19 protein-coding genes and 3 pseudogenes are annotated in these 19156 nt (G+C 62.9%); 9 read left to right on the forward strand and 13 right to left on the reverse strand.

Annotated elements, in window-relative coordinates; genetic code table 11:
- Positions 1 to 410, reverse strand: a 410-nt coding sequence (locus tag EOC94_RS32015) for a glutathione S-transferase family protein (RefSeq protein WP_148128446.1), incomplete at its 3' end; no start/stop codon positions are given.
- Between the two features lie 174 nt (positions 411 to 584).
- Here EOC94_RS32015 and EOC94_RS32020 point away from each other — a divergent pair.
- Both EOC94_RS32020 and EOC94_RS32025 read left to right on the forward strand, forming a co-directional pair.
- Positions 585 to 1391 carry an undecaprenyl-diphosphate phosphatase gene (locus EOC94_RS32020; RefSeq protein ID WP_126104224.1) on the forward strand — a complete coding sequence of 269 codons (807 nt, stop codon included), beginning with the start codon at positions 585 to 587 and terminating at the stop codon, positions 1389 to 1391.
- 288 nt (positions 1392 to 1679) lie between these two features.
- Positions 1680 to 2006: a hypothetical protein gene (locus tag EOC94_RS32025; RefSeq protein WP_127295539.1), complete on the forward strand. Its 327-nt coding sequence runs from the start codon at positions 1680 to 1682 to the stop codon at positions 2004 to 2006.
- Positions 2007 to 2023: 17 nt separating this feature from the next.
- Here the strand turns inward: EOC94_RS32025 and EOC94_RS32030 are convergent, their stop codons facing one another.
- The 6 genes from EOC94_RS32030 to rsmI all read right to left on the reverse strand — a co-directional run bounded on the left by EOC94_RS32030 (position 2024) and on the right by rsmI (position 9400).
- A complete protein-coding gene (locus EOC94_RS32030) occupies positions 2024 to 4057 on the reverse strand; it encodes a winged helix-turn-helix domain-containing protein (RefSeq protein ID WP_127295541.1) in 2034 nt (677 codons plus the stop codon).
- Between the two features lie 177 nt (positions 4058 to 4234).
- The gene (locus EOC94_RS32035; protein ID WP_095484736.1) at positions 4235 to 5986 is read right to left on the reverse strand and encodes a TRAP transporter large permease subunit; all 1752 of its coding nucleotides are present in this window, start codon (positions 5984 to 5986) and stop codon (positions 4235 to 4237) included.
- Positions 5983 to 6651, reverse strand: coding sequence for a TRAP transporter small permease subunit (locus tag EOC94_RS32040; RefSeq protein WP_095484735.1), 669 nt, complete (start codon positions 6649 to 6651; stop codon positions 5983 to 5985). The genes EOC94_RS32035 and EOC94_RS32040 overlap by 4 nt, the downstream gene beginning before the upstream one ends.
- Positions 6652 to 6726: 75 nt before the next feature.
- Positions 6727 to 7866 (reverse strand): TRAP transporter substrate-binding protein, encoded by a 1140-nt coding sequence (locus EOC94_RS32045; protein ID WP_126104220.1) that lies wholly within the window; start codon positions 7864 to 7866, stop codon positions 6727 to 6729.
- 252 nt (positions 7867 to 8118) lie between these two features.
- Positions 8119 to 8496 carry a YraN family protein gene (locus EOC94_RS32050; RefSeq protein WP_126104219.1) on the reverse strand — a complete coding sequence of 126 codons (378 nt, stop codon included), beginning with the start codon at positions 8494 to 8496 and terminating at the stop codon, positions 8119 to 8121.
- On the reverse strand, positions 8489 to 9400 hold the full coding sequence (rsmI, locus tag EOC94_RS32055; RefSeq protein ID WP_127295543.1) for a 16S rRNA (cytidine(1402)-2'-O)-methyltransferase: 912 nt from the start codon (positions 9398 to 9400) through the stop codon (positions 8489 to 8491). Before rsmI ends, EOC94_RS32050 begins: the two co-directional genes overlap by 8 nt.
- Positions 9401 to 9567: 167 nt before the next feature.
- On the opposite strand from rsmI, the gene EOC94_RS32060 reads away from it, so the two are divergent.
- Positions 9568 to 9759: a hypothetical protein gene (locus tag EOC94_RS32060; RefSeq protein WP_127295545.1), complete on the forward strand. Its 192-nt coding sequence runs from the start codon at positions 9568 to 9570 to the stop codon at positions 9757 to 9759.
- Positions 9760 to 9832: 73 nt separating this feature from the next.
- Here EOC94_RS32060 and EOC94_RS34920 read toward each other — a convergent pair.
- The 5 genes and pseudogenes from EOC94_RS34920 to rph all read right to left on the reverse strand — a co-directional run.
- Positions 9833 to 9949, reverse strand: a pseudogene (locus EOC94_RS34920) (transporter); the annotation flags it as partial.
- 364 nt (positions 9950 to 10313) lie between these two features.
- Positions 10314 to 11477: a radical SAM family heme chaperone HemW gene (hemW, locus tag EOC94_RS32075; protein ID WP_127295549.1), complete on the reverse strand. Its 1164-nt coding sequence runs from the start codon at positions 11475 to 11477 to the stop codon at positions 10314 to 10316.
- The gene (rdgB, locus tag EOC94_RS32080; protein WP_127295551.1) at positions 11474 to 12136 is read right to left on the reverse strand and encodes an RdgB/HAM1 family non-canonical purine NTP pyrophosphatase; all 663 of its coding nucleotides are present in this window, start codon (positions 12134 to 12136) and stop codon (positions 11474 to 11476) included. The genes hemW and rdgB overlap by 4 nt, the downstream gene beginning before the upstream one ends.
- Complete coding sequence (locus tag EOC94_RS32085) at positions 12136 to 12546, reverse strand: VOC family protein (protein WP_127295553.1); 411 nt, start codon at positions 12544 to 12546, stop codon at positions 12136 to 12138. Before EOC94_RS32085 ends, rdgB begins: the two co-directional genes overlap by 1 nt.
- Positions 12547 to 12560: 14 nt before the next feature.
- The gene (gene rph / locus EOC94_RS32090; protein WP_127295555.1) at positions 12561 to 13277 is read right to left on the reverse strand and encodes a ribonuclease PH; all 717 of its coding nucleotides are present in this window, start codon (positions 13275 to 13277) and stop codon (positions 12561 to 12563) included.
- Between the two features lie 135 nt (positions 13278 to 13412).
- On the opposite strand from rph, the gene hrcA reads away from it, so the two are divergent.
- From hrcA to EOC94_RS32115, 5 genes are all read left to right on the forward strand, one after another.
- A complete protein-coding gene (gene hrcA / locus EOC94_RS32095) occupies positions 13413 to 14525 on the forward strand; it encodes a heat-inducible transcriptional repressor HrcA (protein WP_127295557.1) in 1113 nt (370 codons plus the stop codon).
- A gap of 123 nt (positions 14526 to 14648) precedes the next feature.
- Entirely contained in the window at positions 14649 to 14846 is a 198-nt protein-coding gene (locus tag EOC94_RS32100) for a hypothetical protein (RefSeq protein WP_029347942.1), read from the forward strand.
- A gap of 210 nt (positions 14847 to 15056) precedes the next feature.
- Positions 15057 to 15674: a LysE family translocator gene (locus tag EOC94_RS32105; protein ID WP_127295559.1), complete on the forward strand. Its 618-nt coding sequence runs from the start codon at positions 15057 to 15059 to the stop codon at positions 15672 to 15674.
- 210 nt (positions 15675 to 15884) lie between these two features.
- Entirely contained in the window at positions 15885 to 16865 is a 981-nt protein-coding gene (cysK, locus tag EOC94_RS32110) for a cysteine synthase A (protein WP_127295561.1), read from the forward strand.
- A gap of 177 nt (positions 16866 to 17042) precedes the next feature.
- Positions 17043 to 17669, forward strand: coding sequence for a glutathione S-transferase family protein (locus tag EOC94_RS32115; protein WP_127295563.1), 627 nt, complete (start codon positions 17043 to 17045; stop codon positions 17667 to 17669).
- A gap of 15 nt (positions 17670 to 17684) precedes the next feature.
- Here EOC94_RS32115 and EOC94_RS32120 read toward each other — a convergent pair.
- Positions 17685 to 18587: pseudogene (locus tag EOC94_RS32120) on the reverse strand (DUF6596 domain-containing protein); the annotation flags it as partial.
- A 1-nt stretch (position 18588) separates the two neighbouring features.
- Between EOC94_RS32120 and EOC94_RS32125 the strand changes: the two are divergent.
- Positions 18589 to 18984 (forward strand): annotated as a pseudogene (locus tag EOC94_RS32125) (TAXI family TRAP transporter solute-binding subunit); the annotation flags it as partial.
- Positions 18985 to 19156: the final 172 nt, after the last annotated feature.

Genomic DNA, 19156 nt, shown 5'->3' on the forward strand with positions numbered 1-19156 from the left:
GCTGCCGAATGGGGCGAGCCGCCGCCCGCCGTTTCCGGCATGACCGGCTTCAGCACGCGCTCGCGCACCAGATGCCGCGTCACCTCGCTATCGGCCTTGTTGAGATACCAGTCGGTCAGCCGGCGGATTTCGGCGCGCCCCATCGGATCCTCGGCGAACAGCCGCTTGTCGCGCTTGAGCACGCCGCGCGTCTCGTCGAGATATTCGCCGATGACCATGGCGCCGACGATCGGCACGTCGCCTTCGGCGAGCAGGATCGGCAGCGTGCCGGCCGGGTTCAGCGCCAGGAACTCCTTGCGCCGCGTCCACGGCTTTTCCTCGATCAGCGCCAGCTCCTCGCCATATTCGCCGAAAGCGAGGCGCACGAACCGGCAGGAGGCGAACATCGGGTGGTGGAAAAGCGTCAGCATGGTCCCGCGATAATAGAGCGCACTGGCAAATCGCCGGCTGCGCCGGTAAGTCTTAGCCGCCCCGATTCAAAGGGCTGTCAGGGTGCTGCGACCTATAGGAGGAGTTCCGCGCCATGACAAGCAAGCCCTTTCGCAAGCCGTTCTTCAAGCTCTCACTCGAACGCCGAGGTTGCCATGGAAAGCCAGACCATCGTCGAAGCGCTGCTGCTCGGCATGATCGAGGGCATGACCGAATTCATTCCGGTCTCGTCGACCGGCCATATCCTGCTTGCCGGCCATTTTCTCGGCTTCCACTCGACCGGCAAGGCCTTCGAGATCCTGATCCAGCTCGGCGCAATACTGGCGATCCTCAGCGTCTATTTCCATCGTCTGTGGCAGATGCTGGTCGATCTGCCGCGTGATCGGGTGACGCGGCATTTCGTCCTCGGCATCCTCGTCGCCTTCCTGCCGGCGGCCGTCATCGGTGCGCTGGCGCACGACTTCATCAAGACGGTGCTGTTTGAATCGCCGAGGCTGATCTGCATCATGCTGATCATCGGCGGCGTGGTCCTGCTGTGGGTGGATCGTCTCAAGCTGAAGCCGTTCTACCACGACGTCGAGCGGTTTCCGCTCAGGCTCTATCTGCAGATCGGACTGTTCCAATGCCTTTCGCTGATCCCCGGCACGTCGCGCTCCGGCTCGACGATCGTCGGCGCGCTGCTTCTGGGCGTCGACAAGCGGGCGGCTGCGGAATTCTCCTTCTTCCTCGCCATGCCGACGATGGTCGGCGCCTTCGCCTTCGACCTCTTCAAGAACCGCAATGTGCTGACCAGCGCCGATCTGCCCGTCATCGCCGCCGGTTTCATCGCGGCCTTCGTCGCGGCGCTGATCGTCGTGCGCTTCCTGCTCAACTACGTCTCGCGCCACGGCTATTCGCTGTTCGGCTGGTGGCGGGTGGTGATCGGCACCGTCGGGCTGGTTGCGCTGTTTATCTGGGGGTGAGGCGGCACAGTTAATTTATCGCCCCAGGCTCTATTTGCTCGTTGGCGTAGCAATGCCGTTGATGGTGGGGACGACCAACGTAGACCTGCCCCCGACCCATGCCGACCTCGCAGGATCGTTCTTGCCGCTTGCGTGCATTCCGTAGCCAAAATCGACTGCGTTCACCACTCTTCAGAACTTTTTCACGTCGATTTCATGACTTCGAACGACCCCTCGCGTTCTCTCTCACAAGCCGTCCCCACCAAGCCGTCCCCACACGGTTCGGGCGTCGAACTGAGGAGATAAAAGATGATCAACCGCATCTTGGGAATTCTCGTGATCGGCGCGGCGACCACCGCGTCCGCTGGTGATGGTCTGAGCCGTCACATTCTCGAACGGGCAGCAAGCTGCTGGCCTACGCAGACGGCGATGCGCGGAATCAGCTTCAGCGCCGATGTCCACGTCAGCTTCACGCGCGAGGGTCAAGTCAGTGCCATCGAAATCGTCGACGTTGCGCCACAGACCGAGACGTTCCAGGCCTTAGCCAAGGATTTCGCTGACGCATTGAAGCAGTGTGGCCCGTACGGTACCGAAGGCGTGAGCGAAATGGACCTCAATCTCTCATGGCCGCTGTAGGCGCGGCGAAGTTGCTGCTACTTCGTCACCGAGAATTCGTAACGCTTGAAGCGAGACAGAAGTATGTATTCGTTCCTGGCTCCAGATATGCCGCTCAGGTTGCGGAACACAGCGCCACAGCCCGTCAGTTTACGCGGATACGCGCTGCACAAGCTGTCGCCCTGCACCCACATCTGACCGGTCACGACCTCCTCACCAACTGTTCTGGTCACGCTGCTGTCTGCCGCAACCACAGCATGGTAGGCTAAGACATCGGGCAGAATCTGGCGTCCCGTTAGCTCGTGTCCGATTATGAGATTCCCGATGTCGACGCCGTTCATCCGTTCAGCGGATTCCGGCTCCATTCCGGCGGGAAGCTCAGAAACCCCCGCCTTCCTCAAGCCATCGAGCAGGCGAGCGATGTCCTCCGGCCGCTTGTAGACGAAGAACTGCTGCGCGATCAGCAAGTTGGGCTGCCCCTCTTGCATGTCCGACAGCACGCGTCGGAGCTGCCCTAGGGCCGAGGCCGCTTCCGGCAGGCGATCGAGATGCGCAAGCGCCGCGACAAGAACATGCAGGCCGTAGAACTTCGTCCACGGATTGGGGGAGCGGACATCGACCTGCTTAAGCTGCGCGACCGCCTCCTCGTAGCGGCCTTGGCCGAACGCCGCCAAGCCAGCCTGGTAGTGTCGCCACTCCGTCCATCCGGGATCGACGCGTAAGGCCGCATCGAGAAAGGTTCGCCCCTCGGCCGGCCTGCCGTTGAAGTTGAGGGCCTGGCTCAGCCCTTCGTAGGTCCAGGAATCGCTCGGGTCGAGCGCTATCGCCTTTTGCAGGGCAGCCACCGCCTCGTCGGACCTATGCTCTCGGACCAGAAGTTCGGAAATCAGCTGATAGTAACCTGGAGACGGATTTCCGGCAGCGATGGCCAGACTGCCGTAGAGCTCGTTGTCGATCTCGGTCCAACTGATCCCGAGAGCTTGCCTCCTTACCTCGTCGGCGTCCCAGTGGAGCCACGCCAATTCCGCGGCCGCCGCGCCGAAATCGGCGTCCAGCGCCAAGGCTTGGCGAAGGTAGCCCGATGCTTCCACCGTGCCCGATGGTGTATCCTTTCGTCGCGCCTCGATGGCGCGTCGAAACGCCTGGTAAGCTTCCGGGTCGTCAGTATCACCGGACACGGCGAGGTTTGCTTTTCCCGGGATGAGCTTCAGCTGCAGCGCGGCGATAATTTGACCGATCACCTGATCCTGGAGCTTGAACACGTCGGTGAATGGACCTTCGAACCGCTCGGCCCAGATCTGCCCAACCGTCGAGGCATCGACCAAATGCGCATTGATGCGCACCTCATCGCCGAGACGTCGAACGGAGCCCTCCAGCAGATAGCGGACGCCGAGCTCTTTCGCGATCTTCGCCGGTGGCAGACCGCTGTTGCGATACGCACGCGCGGCATTGCGCGAAACCACGAACAGGCCGGGAACGCGCGCCAGGTCTGTCGTCAGATCGTCCGCGAAACCGTTGGCAAGATAAGCCTGCTCCTCGACTTCGCTGAGATTTGCGAACGGCAGAACCGCGATCGACAGGGAGGTCGGCACTTCCGTTTCAAATGTGGGCCTCCAGATGAACACCGCGACTGCGGCAGCGATCGCCAGTACAGCGACTACAAACATCAGGCCGTGCCGGGCTTTAACTTCGCGCGGATCAGAAGAGGCAGTGCCGTAAATCTGCGGGTAGGAATCGTGCGGTATGCCGGGCGCTTCGGTTTCGGGGACAAAGCGATATCCCCGTCGCGCGACTGTCTTGAGCAGGCTCTGCTTCTCGTCGCCGATGGCTTTCCTGATTTCGCTGATGCACTGGGAAAGGCTGTTTTCCGTCACCGCGATGCCGGGCCAGACGGTGTCCAGGAGCTCTTCCTTGGTCACAACACGGTTGGCGTTGGCGACCAGATGCTTCAGCACCGCGAGCGATTGAGGCCTCAGCGGGACATCTTCACCATGCTCGCCGTGCAGGAGACCGGCGTCGAAATCGAACTCGACACCGTTTAGAACAAGGCTCGGCGGATTGACCAGGGTCAAAGCTGCTCTCGATCATCGTTCTGATCGTTCGGGCGGCATGTTGCTCGGCAGGCCGCCTTGACCTTGAGAATCGGCGCCTGTCGCCGAAAGTCAACTGGCGTTTGAAAGTCGGCATTATCTTCCCGGGAAGAAACCTTCGCGCTGCGATCGCAAAAGTCCGGAAATGGCGGAGTCTTCTCAGCTGCCGTAAAGATAATTCGGAAGCCAGAGCGCCATGCCGGGCCAGATATACATGAGGACCATGCAGAGGATGACGATCAGCATGTAGGGCATCATCCCGGCGAATATCTGGTTGAGCGTGACATGCGGGGGCGAAACGCCCTTGAGATAGTAGGCCGACATCGCGACCGGAGGTGACAGGAACGCCGCCTGCAGATTGACGAAAACGAGAACGCCCCAGAGAACCGGATCGATGTCGAAGTGCGTCAGCATCGGTAGGAAGATCGGCACGAAGATGATGATGATCTCGGTCCATTCGAGCGGCCAGCCGAGAATGAAGATGATCGCCTGCGACAGGATCATGAATTGCACGGGCGTCAGGTCGAGCGCGAGCACCCATTGCTCGAGAAGTGCCTGGCCGCCGAGGATCGCAAAAACGGCGGAGAACAGCGCCGAGCCGACAAAGAGCCAGCAAACCATGGCTGTGGTCTTGGCCGTCAGGAACACTGCTTCCTTGATGCGCTTCCAGTCGAGCGTTCGCGCCTGTAACGCCAGCAGAAAGGCACCAGCGGCGCCGACTGCCGCGGACTCGGTCGCCGTCGTGATTCCGAACAGGATGACGCCGAGCACGACGACAGTAAGTATGGCCAGCGGCATGACCGACGAGACCAGGAGCTTTACGACCTCGAGCCGTTCGGCAGTCATGTTCCGGTAGTAACGGACGAGCACGACTGCGGCGAGTGCCGCGATGATGCCGAAGGTGGCGTAGAAGCTGGTTGCCGGCCCTGCGTCCACTGCGGGTGCGCCGAGTTCCTCCACCGCCGGAGCGCCGAGCTGCTCCAATCCCTCTGGAGCTTCGACGTCGGCCGATGCCTGCGGATGGATGACGACATACCACCACACCAGCAGGAGGGTGAGTGCTGTCAAGGCGAGGGGCACCAGCGCAGCGCAGAAATTCTTGAACAGCTCCCAATATGTGAGGCGTCCGTTCTCCGTCTCGAGCGCCATCGCCCTGGACGGCGAGAACAAGGCGGAAAGAAGTCCAACAAGCATGTTGCGCGAGTAAACTGTCTGAAGGCTCCCCATCCACGCAGGCACCGGAACCTTTGTTTGATTCTCCGGCAAAGGCGGGGCGATCTTCGGACTGATTGTCGCCCAGCCAAGAATGTAGACGAGATAGAGGAAGGCGAGGAAAAAACCGGGGAACATCGCCGCAGCGTAGAGCTTCACGACGGACTGGCCTGCAACTGCCGCATAGACGATGATCATGACTGACGGCGGGATCAGGATGCCCAGCGTGCCGCCCGCGGTGATCACGCCGGAAGCGAGCTTCACATCGTATCCGGCACGCAGCATCGGATTGAAGGCAATCACCCCCATCAAAACCACAACAGCGCCGACAAGGCCACTGGCGATGCCCCAGAAGGTGCAGACAATGAGCGTAGCGATGGCCAGCGACGCTGGTACTCGTCGGAACGAAAGCTGGATGCTGTAGAACATCTTGTCGACCAGCGCCCCGCGTTCCATCACGTATCCCATGAGCACGAAAAGCGGGATGGAGATCAGGACGTCGTTGGTCATTGCCCCATAGGTGCGCTGGACCATCAGATCGAAGACGCGGTTGTCGATCCAGTGCTCCGCAGGGTTGTAGAACGCGTAGAACCCGAAGAACATGCCAAGGCCCATCAGCGTGAAGGCTGTCGGGAAACCCATGACTATGACGACCACGATGAGCATGAGCATCGTGAGTCCGAGGGCTGGATCGCTCAACTCTGCAGGTCTCCACCCATTCCGCGCTGGCGCGCTTGCTCGTCTATCTTTTGCGCGCGCTCGATCGCGGTCTTACGCGTCTCTTCATCCACATATTCGCTGAGCGCGAGCTGTTCCTCCACGACGTCGATCTCCGCAACGTCCTTGCGCCGGCTGGGCCATTGCCCGGCCCTGAGACAGACGATGCAGCGCACTATCTCGGCCACACCCTGGAGCATCACCAAGGCGCCGGCCAGCGGAATGACCGACTTGAAGTGGTAGATCGGCGGACCCTCCGCTGTCACGGTCGAATGCTCCCCGATCCGCCATGAAATCGCGGCATAGTCGTAGCCTGCATAGACGAGGGCCGCGATCCCCGGCAGGAAGAAAACCACATACAACAACAGATCGAGCGCGGCTTGGGTGCGGGGCCGCATCGAGCTGTATAGAAAGTCGCCGCGCACATGTGCATTCTGCGCCAGCGCATAGGCTCCGGCGAGCATGAACAGCGAGCCGTAGAACATGTTGCTGGCGTCGAATATCCACGCCGTGGGCATGTTCAGGATGTAGCGCTTGAAGACCTCGACGCAGACCAGCGTCATCAGCCCGATGATAAGCCACGCCGCGGCCTTGCCGACCCACGTGCTGATTGCATCGACTGTATTCAGGAAATGCTGGACGTTCATGCGCGCCCCCGGATGACGGGTACCTTGGTCAGAAGCATCACCGGGCCGCTGCCCGGTGATGCCCGAACTTTCGGGTCAGAACTCCTTCGCCACACCGCCCTGTCCGAAGTAGTGATCGAACGCCAGCCGCCGGCCGACGACGGTGTCCTGCTCCCACCGCGTTGCCCGCTCGGCAAAGGCGATCTGGGAGAGGATGATTTCCTTGAAAGCCGGGTTTTCCGCCGCCTTCTTCTTCACGACCTCGTCGTAGACCTCCAATTGTTTCTTGAGGATCGCCTCCGGCGTCTTGTAGAATTTGACCTTATCGGTCGTCTGCATCTCCACATAGTCTTTGGAATAGCGGTCGATCGCCTTCCAGTGCATGTCCTGCGAGGCCGCCTCGACCGCATTGGTGATGATGGCCTTCATCTGGTCAGGCAAGGCGTCGTATTTCGCCCTGTTGAACAAGATCTCGAACTGCTCGGCATTCTGGTGATAGCTTTGCAGCATGCAGATCTTGGAGACGTCCGGGAAGCCGAGGACCCGATCGGACGAGGCGTTGTTGAACTCGGCCGCGTCGATCAGGCCGCGATCCAGAGCCGCGACGATCTCGCCGGCCGGCAGCGCGTTGACTGCGGCACCGAGCGCGGTGAAGACGTCGATCGAGATGCCGACGGTGCGGAATTTCAGGCCCTGGAGATCCTCGGCCTTCGCCACCGGCTTCTTGAACCAGCCGAGCGGCTGTGTCGGCATCGGCCCGTAGAGGAACGAAACGACATTGGCGCCGATGGATTCGTAGAGCTTTGCGAGCAACTCCTTGCCGCCGCCGTATTTGTGCCAGGCGAGCAGCATATTGGCATCCATGGCGAAGCCCGGACCGGAACCCCACAGCGCCAGCGCCGACTGTTTGCCATAGTGATAGACGACCACGCCGTGGCCGCCGTCGAGCGTTCCTTGCGACACCGCGTCAAGCAGGCCGAAGGCCGGCACCACGGCGCCCGCCGGCAGCACCTCGATCTTCAGGTCGCCGCCGGTCATGTCGTTGACCTTCTTGGCGAAATCGAGCGCGAATTCGTGAAAGATATCCTTGGAAGGCCATGTGCTCTGCCAGCGCATGCTGACCGGCCCCTGTGCCTTGACGACGCTCGGCGCGGCAACGATCGCCGCAGCTGCCACGGCCGCCTCGCCAAGGAACTTGCGGCGCGACCTCATATTCTGGATACTTGCTTTGGTCATCGGTTCCTCCCGAAGGTGTCGGCTTTTCAAGCCCACGTTCGACAATACTACTCAAAGACGGCCCAGCAAAAATTGCAGCGCACGTCCCATTCGCCTAAACTAGTGCGGTTCTCTCTTAAGGACAGGGGCCGGTACTTTCCCAAGCAATGGGCGAATAGCAGTTACGCGCGCGACGGTAGCGCCCACACGTTCTTCCCGGCGATAAGTGTTGCGGCTACTGTTACATTCTGGCGCTGATCAATGAATCCTGAGCTAGTTTCGTCCGTAGAAGACATTCTCGACATGCACCGGCCAGCGCCACGGCAGCACCGCGACCATGTCGAAGCGCACCGACAATCGTCCATAGTCGGACTGGCGCGACAGCCAGAGGTCGGCAGCGCTTTCGATGCGGCGCTCCGATTCGTAGGCAATAGCCTCCATGGCTTCCATCAGCGTTCGGCGCGCCTTCACTTCGACGATCAACACCAGGTCGCCGCGCCGCGCGATCAGGTCAATCTCGCCGAACCGCGTGCGATGGCGGCGCGCCAGGATCCGGTAGCCCTTCACCATCAATGCCGCAGCCGCCAGCCACTCGCTGCGATGGCCGCGCCGATAGGCCTGCCGGCGGCTGGCGACCGGGCGTTCAGCCATCGCCGTCTTTCCCGATCTCCTTGAGCTCGAGCAGTCGCCGATAAAGCGCTTGCTTCTGGCCGCCGGTCATCTTGGCGGCTTCCGCCGCCGCCTTGGAGGCCGGCATCTCGGCGGCAAGCGAAAGCAGCAGCCGATCAATGTCTTCAGGCTCGTCGGCCGTTGCTTCCGACGGGCCGACGCAGATAACGATCTCGCCCTTCGGCGTGTCGGCCGCCTCATAGTGTTCGGCGAGCGACTGCAAGGTGCCGGTTCGCATTTCCTCGAAGGTCTTGGTCAGCTCGCGGCCGATCGCGGCCTTGCGGGCGCCGCCCAGCGCCTCGACCATGGCACTGAGCGTATCGGCCAGCCGGCGCGGCGATTCGAAGAAGATCAGCGTCGCCGGCACCGCTTTCAGCGCTTCCAGCCGCGTCAGCCGCTGTCCGGTCTTCACCGGCAGGAAGCCGGCAAACAGAAACGCGTCGGAGGGCAGGCCGGATGCCGTCAGCGCCGCGAGCGGCGCCGACGGGCCGGGGATCGGCACGACGCGAATGCCTTGGTCGAGCGCCTCGCCGACCAATCGATAGCCGGGATCGGAAATCAGCGGCGTGCCGGCGTCCGAGATCAGCGCCACGCTCTGCCCGGCCAGCAATGCCGCGATCAGTTTCGGCCCGGCCTCGCCGGCATTGTGCTCGTGATAGGCAGTGGTGCGGCGGCGGATGCCGTAGCGGTCGAGCAGCACGCGGCTGACCCGCGTGTCCTCGCAGGCGACGATGTCGGCGGCGGCGAGCGTTTCAAGCGCGCGTAATGTGATGTCGGCGAGGTTGCCGATCGGCGTCGCCACCAGGTAGAGCGCCGGCGCGAGCGGCCGGGCTGATATCTCGGTCTGGCCGATCACATAGCTGCGTTTTGCCAACTCGCCGGTCACCGGTGTCCCCTGTCAAGCTCTGACACTTGAATGCATCCGGCCCTGTTTGGCACGGCTCACGCCTGGTTGCAAAACCTGCGCCGAAGTGAAGCGGCCGCCATGCCTTCGCCACAGTACGGAACGAAACCATGCCCGGCGGATTTACCCCTGATCTCGGGAGGAGCAGGATGGACAGCCTCAAGATACAGGACGTTTTCGAACCCTACTATGCAGGGCGCAAGCGCTTTGCCGCGCGAAAGGACAAGAGCCAGCCTGCCAAAACCGGCGCCGGCTTGGCCAAAAGGCCGCGAAAGCCTCGTCCTTCAAAGGCAACCAATCTCGAAATCAAGCCTTCGACCGGCAGCACGATGGAGCACTGACCAGACGATGCCCAATCGCTTCGACATTTTCATCACCCGCCTTGAAACGAAAAGGTCCCGCAACGGAGCACCCTCACACCCCATAAGCGATCAAAACCGTGCCCGCCGCGACAAGGGCGACGCCAAATCGGCTCGCTCCGGTGAGGCGGACGCCGAGAAAGACCACGCCAAGCGCCGCCACAAGCACGACGCCTGACTACCGCAACCTCGCGATTGGCTGAGATGGCCCTTCGTCATCCTGGGGCGGAGCAAGGAGCGAAGCGACGCGGCGCAGACCCAGGATCCATGCTGTGACATCAGCCGAGGAACGGAGCGGCGCGGAATGAAAGCTGATCGGTAGCGCTCCTTCGCGCCCCCCTCTGCCCTGCCGGGCATCTCCCCCACAACAAGGGGGGAGATCGGCAGCTTAGGCGCTCCGCGCACTCCGGCAACGTTGGCGATTGGCCAAAGCCGAGATGACGGCCAATCTCCCCCCTCGTGGGGGAGATGTCCGGCAGGACAGAGGGGGCGCTGTCCCGCCGACATCAAAGGGTTCTGCACCTGCCTAGCAAAGCCTACCGCGCCAGATCCGCCACCACGGCGTCGAGCACGATCATGCCGGCTGGCGTGGCGCGCAGGCGGGCATTGCCGATCGGCGCCACCAGCCCTTCGCCCTGCAGCACCGACAGCCGCGCCGTCGAGAGGCCGCGGCCGGAAAACGCCTCGTAGCGCGAGAGGTCGATGCCCTCGGCCAGCCTCAGCCCCATTAGCAGGAATTCGTCGGCCTCTTCCGAGCGCGTCAGGATCTCGCCGCCGGTGATGCCATGGCCCTTGGCCTCGACCAGATTGGCCCAGGTCTCCGGCATTCTTTCGGCGATCGTCACCACGCGGCGGCCGTTTTCGACGAAGCGGCCATGCGCTCCGGGACCAACGCCGACGTATTCGCCATAGCGCCAATAGGTGAGATTGTGCCGGCTCTCGGCACCTAATCTGGCGTGGTTGGAAATCTCGTAGGCCGGCAGTCCATGCGCGGCGGTGATCTCTTGCGTCAGCGCATAGAGATCGGCGGCATGGTCGTTGTCGGGAATGGCAAATTTTCTGGCCGCATGCAGCGCGTGGAACGGCGTGCCTTCCTCGATGGTCAGCTGGTAGAGCGACAGATGGTCGGCGGCGTGGCCGATCGCCTGCTCGAGTTCCATTTGCCACGCTTCCGGTGTCTGGCCGGGCCGCGCGTAGATCAGGTCGAAGGACAGCCGTGGGAAGATCTCACGCGCCAAGCCGATCGCATGCAGTGCTTCATCGACATTGTGCAGCCGGCCGAGGAAGCGCAGATCCTTGTCGTTCAGCGCCTGCACGCCGAGCGACACCCGGTTGACGCCCGCCGCCCGGTAGCCGTGAAAGCGCTCGGCCTCGACCGAAGAGGGGTTGGCTTCCAGCGTCACCTCGATGCCGGCGGGCACCGTCCAGTTCTTCGCCACCGCGTCCAGCACCGTCGCGACGGTTTGCGGCTTCATCAGCGACGGCGTGCCGCCGCCGAGAAAAATGCTGGTCACCTCGCGCGGTCCGGTGCGGTCACGCATGGTCGCAAGCTCGGTCTCGAAGGCGTGCGCAAAACGCTCCTGGTCGACCGGCTGGTGGCGGACATGGCTGTTGAAGTCGCAATAGGGGCACTTGGCCGCGCAAAACGGCCAGTGGATGTAGACGCCGAAGCCGGGGCTGCGGTCGAGCAGCATGGTCATTTCACGGCCGATCGTGCCAAATCCAGTCTGGCTTGCGCGAACTTCTGGAAGGCACGGGCGCGGTGCGACAATGCCGTCGGCTGGCCGGGCTTCCAGCCATGTTTTTCCTCTGCGGTCATCTCGCCGAAGGTCTTTTCGAAACCATCCGGCACGAACACCGGGTCGTAGCCGAAACCGAGTTTGCCGCGCGGCGGCCATACCAGCGTGCCCTCGACCTCGCCGCGGAAATATTCGGCGGCGCCGTCGGGAAAGGCCAGGCAGATGACGGCGACGAAGCGGCCCTTGCGCTGAGCCGGCGCGACCGCGCCGATTTCCTGCAACGCCACTTCCGCTCGCTGCATCGCCATGCCGAAATCGCGGGAACCGTCCGGCGCCTCGGCCCAATTGGCGGTGTAAACGCCGGGCGCTCCGCCCAGCGCATCGACACACAGGCCGGAATCGTCCGACAATGCCGGCAGGCCTGTCGCCTTGGCGGCCGCGATGGCCTTGATATAGGCATTCTCCTCGAAGGTGGTTCCGGTCTCATCCGGCTCTGGCAGGCCGTATTCCCTGGCCGATTTCGCTTCTATGCCGAATGGCGCCATCAGATCGGCGAACTCCCGCAGCTTGCCGGCATTGTGGCTGGCGACGACGATCTTATGTCCATCAAGCGAATGCATCAGATGCCCCAGATCCTTGGTTCGGCGAATTCGATCGAATTGCCGGAGGGGTCGCGAATATAGATCGAGCGGCCGCCCTGCGGCCATTCGAACTCGCTTTCGATGGCGATTTTCTTCTGCTCGAGATGCGCCTTCCAGCGCACGATCTCGTCCGCGCTTGCGGCAAAGCAGAGATGGCCATCGCCGACAGTGCCGTGCGGCGGCACTTTCAGCCTGGCATCGGGCGCCGGCGGCACTTTGGTCGCCTCGGCGTTGAAGATGAGCAACACGCCGTCCCCGCACCGGAAGAAAAGATGCCTGCCGTCGACCTTGCCCAGCAGATCGAGCCCGAGCACGCCGGAATAGAAGTCTTCCGCGGCATCGAGGTCGGTCACATAGAGGGCTGATTCGAGGATGGCGGAAGGAGTCATGACAGAACCGAAAATTAACCTACAGCCATCTGCTGCAGGCTGACCAGTCGCGCAATGCCCTTCTTGGCCAGTTCCATCAGCGCCGTGAACTGTTCTTCCGAGAAAGGGTCGCCCTCGGCCGTGCCTTGGATCTCGACGATGCCGCCCTTGCCGGTCATGACGAAATTGGCGTCGGTGCCGGCCGAGGAATCCTCGAGATAGTCGAGGTCGATGACCGGCTGGCCGTCATGGATGCCGCAGGAAATAGCCGCGACATGGTCCTTCAGCACCTTGGCGACGCTAGCCATCTGCCGGGCTTCCATCCAGCGCAGGCAGTCGTAAAGCGCCACCCAGCCGCCGGTGATCGAAGCGGTGCGTGTGCCGCCATCGGCCTGGATCACGTCGCAGTCGACGGTGATCTGCTGCTCGCCCAGCGCCTGCAGATCGACCACGGCGCGCAGGGAACGGCCGATCAGCCGCTGGATTTCCAGCGTGCGGCCGCCTTGCTTGCCGGCCGAAGCCTCGCGGCGCATGCGCTCGCCGGTCGAACGCGGCAGCATACCGTATTCCGCCGTCACCCAGCCCTTGCCGGAATTGCGCATCCAGCCCGGCACTTTTTCCTCGAGGCTGGCCGTGCACAGCACATGCGTGTCGCCGAACTTCACCAGGCACGAACCTTCCGCATGCTTGGAGACGCCGCGCTCGAAGGAGATGGCGCGCATTTCGTCGAATTGGCGTTTAGAAGGGCGCATTCAGGCTTTTTTCCTATCTTTTTTCGGAATCGTGGCCGGCTTGTAGCCGCATGGCGCGCAGGGCGCAAAGGAAAATGGCCGGTTGCGTGGGCGCAGCCGAAGTCTATATCTTTGGGCCGGAGGTATTTGGCTCGAATGACCAAGGCAGTCGATCCCAGTTCGCAGTCGCCCATGCTTCAGTCGCCCGCGTTTCAATCGCCGGCGTTTCAATCGCTTGACATGCGCTCGCGCGACATCTTTCGGCGTATCGTCGATTCCTACCTGAAGGACGGCGAACCGGTCGGCTCACGCAGCCTGTCGCGGATCCTGCCGTCTTCGCTGTCGCCCGCCACCATCCGCAATGTGATGAGCGATCTCGAGCATCTCGGCCTGATCTACGCGCCGCATATCTCGGCCGGCCGGCTGCCGACCCAGGCCGGCCTGCGCTTCTTCGTCGACGCGTTCATGGAGCTTGGCGACCTCTCCGATGAGGAGCGCCGCATCATCGAGGCACAGGTGCGCGCCTCCGGCTCGGGCGCGACGCTGGAGCATATGCTCACCGAAGCCAGCCAGATGCTGTCCGGCATGTCGCGCGGCGCCGGCCTCGTGCTTGCCGCCAAGAACGAGGTGGCCCTCAAGCACATCGAGTTCATCCAGCTCGAGCCGACCAAGGCGCTGGCCGTGCTGGTCTCGCAGAACGGCGACGTCGAAAACCGCGTCGTCGACCTGCCCGCCGGCATCACCGTCTCGCAATTGCATGAAGCCTCGAACTTCCTCAATGCCCACATCCGCGGCCGCACATTGGCCGAGGCGCGGATCGAGATCGCCCGCATCAAGGAAGAAACCAGGGCCGCCCTCGACACGCTGTCGCAGGACCTGGTCGAGAAGGGCCTTGCGGTCTGGGCGGGCGCCGACAGCGGCCTGCCGGCGCGTCTCATCGTGCGCGGCCGCGCCAATCTGCTGGAAAACGTCACGGCCCAGGCCGACATCGAGCTGCTGCGGCACTTGTTTGAGGACCTGGAGACGCAGGACGGGCTGATCCAGCTTCTCGACCTTGCCGAGGAAGGGTCCGGCGTGCGCATCTTCATCGGTTCGGAAAACAAGCTGTTTTCGCTGTCGGGCTCGTCGCTGGTCGTGGCGCCCTATCGCGACAAGGACGCCCGCGTCATCGGCGCGCTCGGCGTCATCGGCCCGACCCGGCTGAACTACGCTCGCATCGTGCCGATGGTCGACTATACCGCGCAGCTTATTTCCCGCATGCTACGATAATGCATGTCGCCAAAAAGTGCGCAGCGGTTTTGGGATAACGACATGCATAAAAACAAGAAAGCAAAGCGCGTCGCAGGAACCCTTCAAACGCGACGCGCTTAGGCCGGACCCAAGGAGAAAAAAATGGCGCTGGAATCGTTCAAGGCCCAGATCAGCCTGTTGCTCGAGCAGATGATCAACCAGCCCGAAGATCAGCATGAGGTGCAGGAGCAGCTACGCGAAAAGCTGAGGGAAATGCGCGCCATGGGTCTGCCGCTGCCAGCCGATCTCGTCGCGCTGGAAAAGCGCCTCGACGACGATTTTTACGCAGCCGGAAACTGAGTTCCGAAAACCGATCGATTCCGCTTCAACTCCCCGTGTGTGCGTCACCTACGACAAAAGTCCGTCATGATCGGCGAGTTCGCCCGGCCGGCGGCTCTGGTGCAATCGAATCCTACCCTTAGGGAGTACACGCCTGCCCGCCTTTGTGAGACAAGGCGCGCAGTCTTAAAAGTCGATTCCGTTTTCGGGGTCATGCGCTAAGGCCGAAACATGACCCTTACCGGATTCCTCGCCTATAGCGCGGCCCTTGGCATCGCCGCCGCCATTCCTGGCCCAGGTCTCACCGCGCTTATTGCGCGTGCGCTTGGTTCCGGCTTCCGCTCGGCGCTCGCCATGTCTTTCGGGCTGATGCTCGGCGATCTCACCTATCTCACCGCCGTGGTGCTCGGCCTGGCCCTCGTCGCGCAGACCTTCGGGATGGCCTTCCTGGCAATCAAATGGCTGGGCGTCGCCTATCTCGCTTTCCTTGGCTGGCGCTTCTGGACGAGCGGCATCACGCCCGAAACGGTGGAGGCGAAGAAAGGCAGGGGCGGGTTGGTGTCGAGCTTTGTTGCCGGCCTCGCCGTCACGCTAGGCAATCCGAAGACGATGATCTTCTATCTCGCGATCACGCCGACCATCGTCGATCTGAAGACCATCACGCTCGCCGATTACGGCATCCTCGTCGCGCTGACGCTCGTCGTGCTGCTGGTGGTGCTGGTGCCCTATCTGGCGCTGGCGGCCAAGGCGCGTGGGCTCCTGAAATCGCCGCGCGCACTGAGGGTGCTGAACCGCACCGCCGCCGGCTTCATGGTCGGCGCGGCGGCTGCGATCGCCGCCCGGCAATAGGCATCTCGCGGCCGAGCCATTCCTAAACAGGCCACCGCCTGAAATGCTTTTCGGGCCGAAGCTGTTTTCAGCATGCGTCCCATTCGGATATTTTCAACCGACAGACTATCTTGCGCGGCGGATGGCCCTATCTTATGCCCGCCTGACTCTTTGCCTGACTGACTCTGGCCAACCTGACTCTGGCCCATCTGACCTTTGGGGAGCGAACCAATGAACAAGCCCGCCACCACCGCGCATGTGCCCGGCCGCGGCCGCATCTACAATTCGATTACCGAAACAATCGGCGACACCCCGCTGGTGCGGCTCGACAAGTTCGCCAATGAAAAGGGCGTTGTCGCCAATCTGCTCGCCAAGCTCGAATTCTTCAACCCGATTGCCTCCGTCAAGGACCGCATCGGCGTCTCGATGATCGAGGCGCTGGAGGCATCGGGCAGGATTGCGCCCGGCAGGACCACGCTGATCGAGCCGACCTCGGGCAATACCGGCATTGCGCTCGCCTTTGCCGCCGCCGCCAAGGGCTACAAACTGATCCTGACCATGCCGGAAACGATGTCGGTCGAACGCAGGAAAATGCTGGCGCTGCTCGGCGCCGAACTGGTGCTGACCGAAGGACCGAAAGGCATGAAAGGCGCCATCGCCAAGGCCGACGAGCTGGCCGCGACGCTGCCCGACGCCGTCATTCCGCAGCAGTTCGAGAATCCGGCCAATCCGGAAATCCACCGCCGCACCACGGCCGAGGAAATCTGGAACGACACGCAAGGCGAAGTCGACATCTTCGTCGCCGGCATCGGCACCGGCGGCACCATCACCGGCGTCGGCCAGGTGCTGAAGCAGCGCAAGCCTTCCGTGCATGTCGTCGCCGTCGAGCCGGAAGCCTCGCCGGTGCTGTCGGGCGGTCAGCCCGGCCCGCACAAGATCCAAGGCATTGGCGCCGGCTTCGCTCCGAAGATCCTCGATACGACGATCTATGACGAGATCGTCAGGGTCTCCAACGAGGATTCGGTAGCCAATGCACGGCTCGTCGCCCGCCTCGAAGGCGTCCCGGTCGGCATCTCCTCGGGCGCCGCCCTGCAGGCGGCGATCGTCGTCGGCTCGCGGCCGGAGAACAAGGGCAAGAACCTGGTAGTCGTTATTCCATCCTTCGCCGAACGCTATCTGTCGACGATCCTGTTCGAAGGGCTGGGGGCTTAATTTCTTGACACGGGAATTCCCGAAAGGGATGGATTCGTAGCGATCCTTCAAAAGTTCCGCATCGACACTTCGGTCTGGACCGCTGAAAAAACACCTGTGGCGGCCGCCGCTCGCTTGAGTAAAGCGACGCTTCCGGTCAGATCGTCGCCGGCCTTGCACCGGCTGGCGGAGGATTTCATGTACAAACTCTATACCCGTGCCAATACCGGCGGCTTTGTCGTCGAGGCGGCGCTGATACTGGTGGGAATGCCTTTCGACCAGGTCGACGTTCCGAAGTCGGTCTCGCCCGATCAAGCCTTTCTTGACATCAGCCCCTTGAACCAGGTGCCGGTCCTGGTCTTGCCGGACGGGAGCTCGATGACCGAGTCGGCGGCGATCTGCATCTTGCTCGCCGAGCGCCACCCGGAAGCGAACTTGGCGCCGGCAGCGAACTCGCCTGACCGCGCCGACTTCCTGCGCTGGATGACGTTCATGTCGTCGGTCATCTATCAGGCAGACCTGCGGTTCTTCTACGCTCATCGCTACACGGCCGATCCCGACGGGGTAGAAGCCGTCAAGCAGGCAGCGATCTCGGAAATGGATCGCGGCTTGGCCATTCTCGATGCCGCCCTCGAAGGCCGACACTGGCTGGTCGGCGACCGGTTCTCGCTGGCCGACATCTATCTCGTCATGCTGGTGGCCTGGCATCCCGAGATTGAAAAGGTCCCAAGCGCCTGGCCGAATATCGAACGCCTGTGGGCCAAGTTGCGCGAACATCAGGTGATGAGGAAGCTGAACGCGTCCCACGCCATGTGGACGGCCTGAACGGATCGTGTTGCGTCAGTCTTTTTCCGCGCGGCTGAGCCCCGCCCGTCGTTCCTGCAGGAACCGGCGCACGGCCGGATCACGTTCGAGGCCGATCGCCCGGTCATAGGCCTCGGTAGCCTCCCGAGTTTTGCCAAGCCTGGCCAGGAGGCCCGCGCGGGCGGCCCAATAAGGCTGATAATCATGCAGCCGCTTGTCGTCGCCAAGCTCATCAAGTGCGCTCAATCCCCCCACTGCGCCGTCGGTCTCGGCAATGGCCACCGCGCGGTTGATCGATACCACCGGCGAGCCGGCAATTACCGACAGCGCGTCGTAGAGATGTCTGATCGCGACCCAGTCGGTCCGGCCGGTCAGGCGCCTTGTCGTATGGGCGGATTGGACGGCCGCCTCGAGCTGGTAGCGGCCGACAACGCCCTTGGCCGCGGCGCGCCTGAGCAGCGTCTCTGCTTCGTCGATCAAGGCGTGGTCCCACAGCGCAAGCTCCTGCTTGGCCAACGGCACATAGTCTCCGGCGGCGTTGCGCCGCGCCGCATGCCGCGCCTCGGCAAACAGCATCAGCGCCAGCAGGCCAAGCGCTTCCGGCTCGTCCGGCATCAGCGAGGCGACCAGCCGGCCGAGCCAGATGCCTTCGGTCGCGAGATTGCGGCGCCGGGTTTCGGTGCCGGCCGGGTCTGACCAGCCTTCGGCGAACGCGGCGTAGATCGCTTCCAGCACCGCATCCAACCGCTCGCCAAGCTCGGTTCTCTCAGGCACCCGGAACGGAATGCCGGTCTCGCGGATGCGGCTTTTGGCGCGCACCAGGCGCTGGCCCATCGTTGCCGGCGACACCAGGAAGGCCGAGGCGATCGTTGCCGCGTCGAAGCCCAGAATGGCCTGCAGGATCAGCGGCGCGCGCACGCCGGCCTCGATCGCCGGATGCCAGCTCGACGCCACGCTGCAATCGGCCGGCCTCGGCGTCGCCTCGATCCGCGACCTCGCCACGTCGGTGCCGATCAACGTCGTCGCCGTGCCGGCGCAGGATGTCGCCAAGATCGGCTCGCCCTATCTTTCGGTGACCATTCCCAAGGGCACCTATGAGGGCCAGACCGAGGATGTCGCGACCGCCGCCGTCGGCAATTTCCTCATCACCAGCGCCGACGTCTCCGACGAGACCGCCTATCAGATGACCAAGCTGCTGTTTGAAAATCTCGACCAGCTCACTGCTGCCCACGCCGCCGCCAAGGCGATCGACCCGGCCAAGGCGCTCGACGGCATGCCGGTGCCGCTGCATCCAGGCGCCGAGAGGTATTACAAGGAGAAGGGGCTGGTGAAGTAAGGGCGCTCCCTCCCCCTTGAGGGGAGGGTGGCCCGTAGGGCCGGGAGGGGTTCCTACGCGACGCGCTCCATCGTTCAGGTAAAGGTCGAGGCAGCTGAGGCTACCCCACCCGTCCATCCGCCTTCGGCGGCTGTCCACCCTCCCCTCGAGGGGAGGGGCGCCCACCAGGAAC

Source organism: Mesorhizobium sp. M6A.T.Ce.TU.016.01.1.1 (assembly GCF_003997065.1).
Classification (GTDB): Bacteria; Pseudomonadota; Alphaproteobacteria; order Rhizobiales; family Rhizobiaceae; genus Mesorhizobium; species Mesorhizobium mediterraneum.

What these genes read in the sequence shown, in the direction of transcription:
- EOC94_RS32020 (WP_126104224.1), top strand. Translation starts at nt 585, where the DNA reads ATGGAAAGCCAGACCATCGTCGAAGCGCTGCTGCTCGGCATGATCGAG.
- EOC94_RS32025 (WP_127295539.1), top strand. Translation starts at nt 1,680, where the DNA reads ATGATCAACCGCATCTTGGGAATTCTCGTGATCGGCGCGGCGACCACC.
- EOC94_RS32040 (WP_095484735.1), bottom strand. Translation starts at nt 6,651, where the DNA reads ATGAACGTCCAGCATTTCCTGAATACAGTCGATGCAATCAGCACGTGG.
- EOC94_RS32045 (WP_126104220.1), bottom strand. Translation starts at nt 7,866, where the DNA reads ATGACCAAAGCAAGTATCCAGAATATGAGGTCGCGCCGCAAGTTCCTT.
- EOC94_RS32050 (WP_126104219.1), bottom strand. Translation starts at nt 8,496, where the DNA reads ATGGCTGAACGCCCGGTCGCCAGCCGCCGGCAGGCCTATCGGCGCGGC.
- EOC94_RS32060 (WP_127295545.1), top strand. Translation starts at nt 9,568, where the DNA reads ATGGACAGCCTCAAGATACAGGACGTTTTCGAACCCTACTATGCAGGG.
- hemW (WP_127295549.1), bottom strand. Translation starts at nt 11,477, where the DNA reads ATGACCATGCTGCTCGACCGCAGCCCCGGCTTCGGCGTCTACATCCAC.
- rdgB (WP_127295551.1), bottom strand. Translation starts at nt 12,136, where the DNA reads ATGCATTCGCTTGATGGACATAAGATCGTCGTCGCCAGCCACAATGCC.
- EOC94_RS32085 (WP_127295553.1), bottom strand. Translation starts at nt 12,546, where the DNA reads ATGACTCCTTCCGCCATCCTCGAATCAGCCCTCTATGTGACCGACCTC.
- rph (WP_127295555.1), bottom strand. Translation starts at nt 13,277, where the DNA reads ATGCGCCCTTCTAAACGCCAATTCGACGAAATGCGCGCCATCTCCTTC.
- hrcA (WP_127295557.1), top strand. Translation starts at nt 13,413, where the DNA reads ATGACCAAGGCAGTCGATCCCAGTTCGCAGTCGCCCATGCTTCAGTCG.
- EOC94_RS32100 (WP_029347942.1), top strand. Translation starts at nt 14,649, where the DNA reads ATGGCGCTGGAATCGTTCAAGGCCCAGATCAGCCTGTTGCTCGAGCAG.
- EOC94_RS32105 (WP_127295559.1), top strand. Translation starts at nt 15,057, where the DNA reads ATGACCCTTACCGGATTCCTCGCCTATAGCGCGGCCCTTGGCATCGCC.
- cysK (WP_127295561.1), top strand. Translation starts at nt 15,885, where the DNA reads ATGAACAAGCCCGCCACCACCGCGCATGTGCCCGGCCGCGGCCGCATC.
- EOC94_RS32115 (WP_127295563.1), top strand. Translation starts at nt 17,043, where the DNA reads ATGTACAAACTCTATACCCGTGCCAATACCGGCGGCTTTGTCGTCGAG.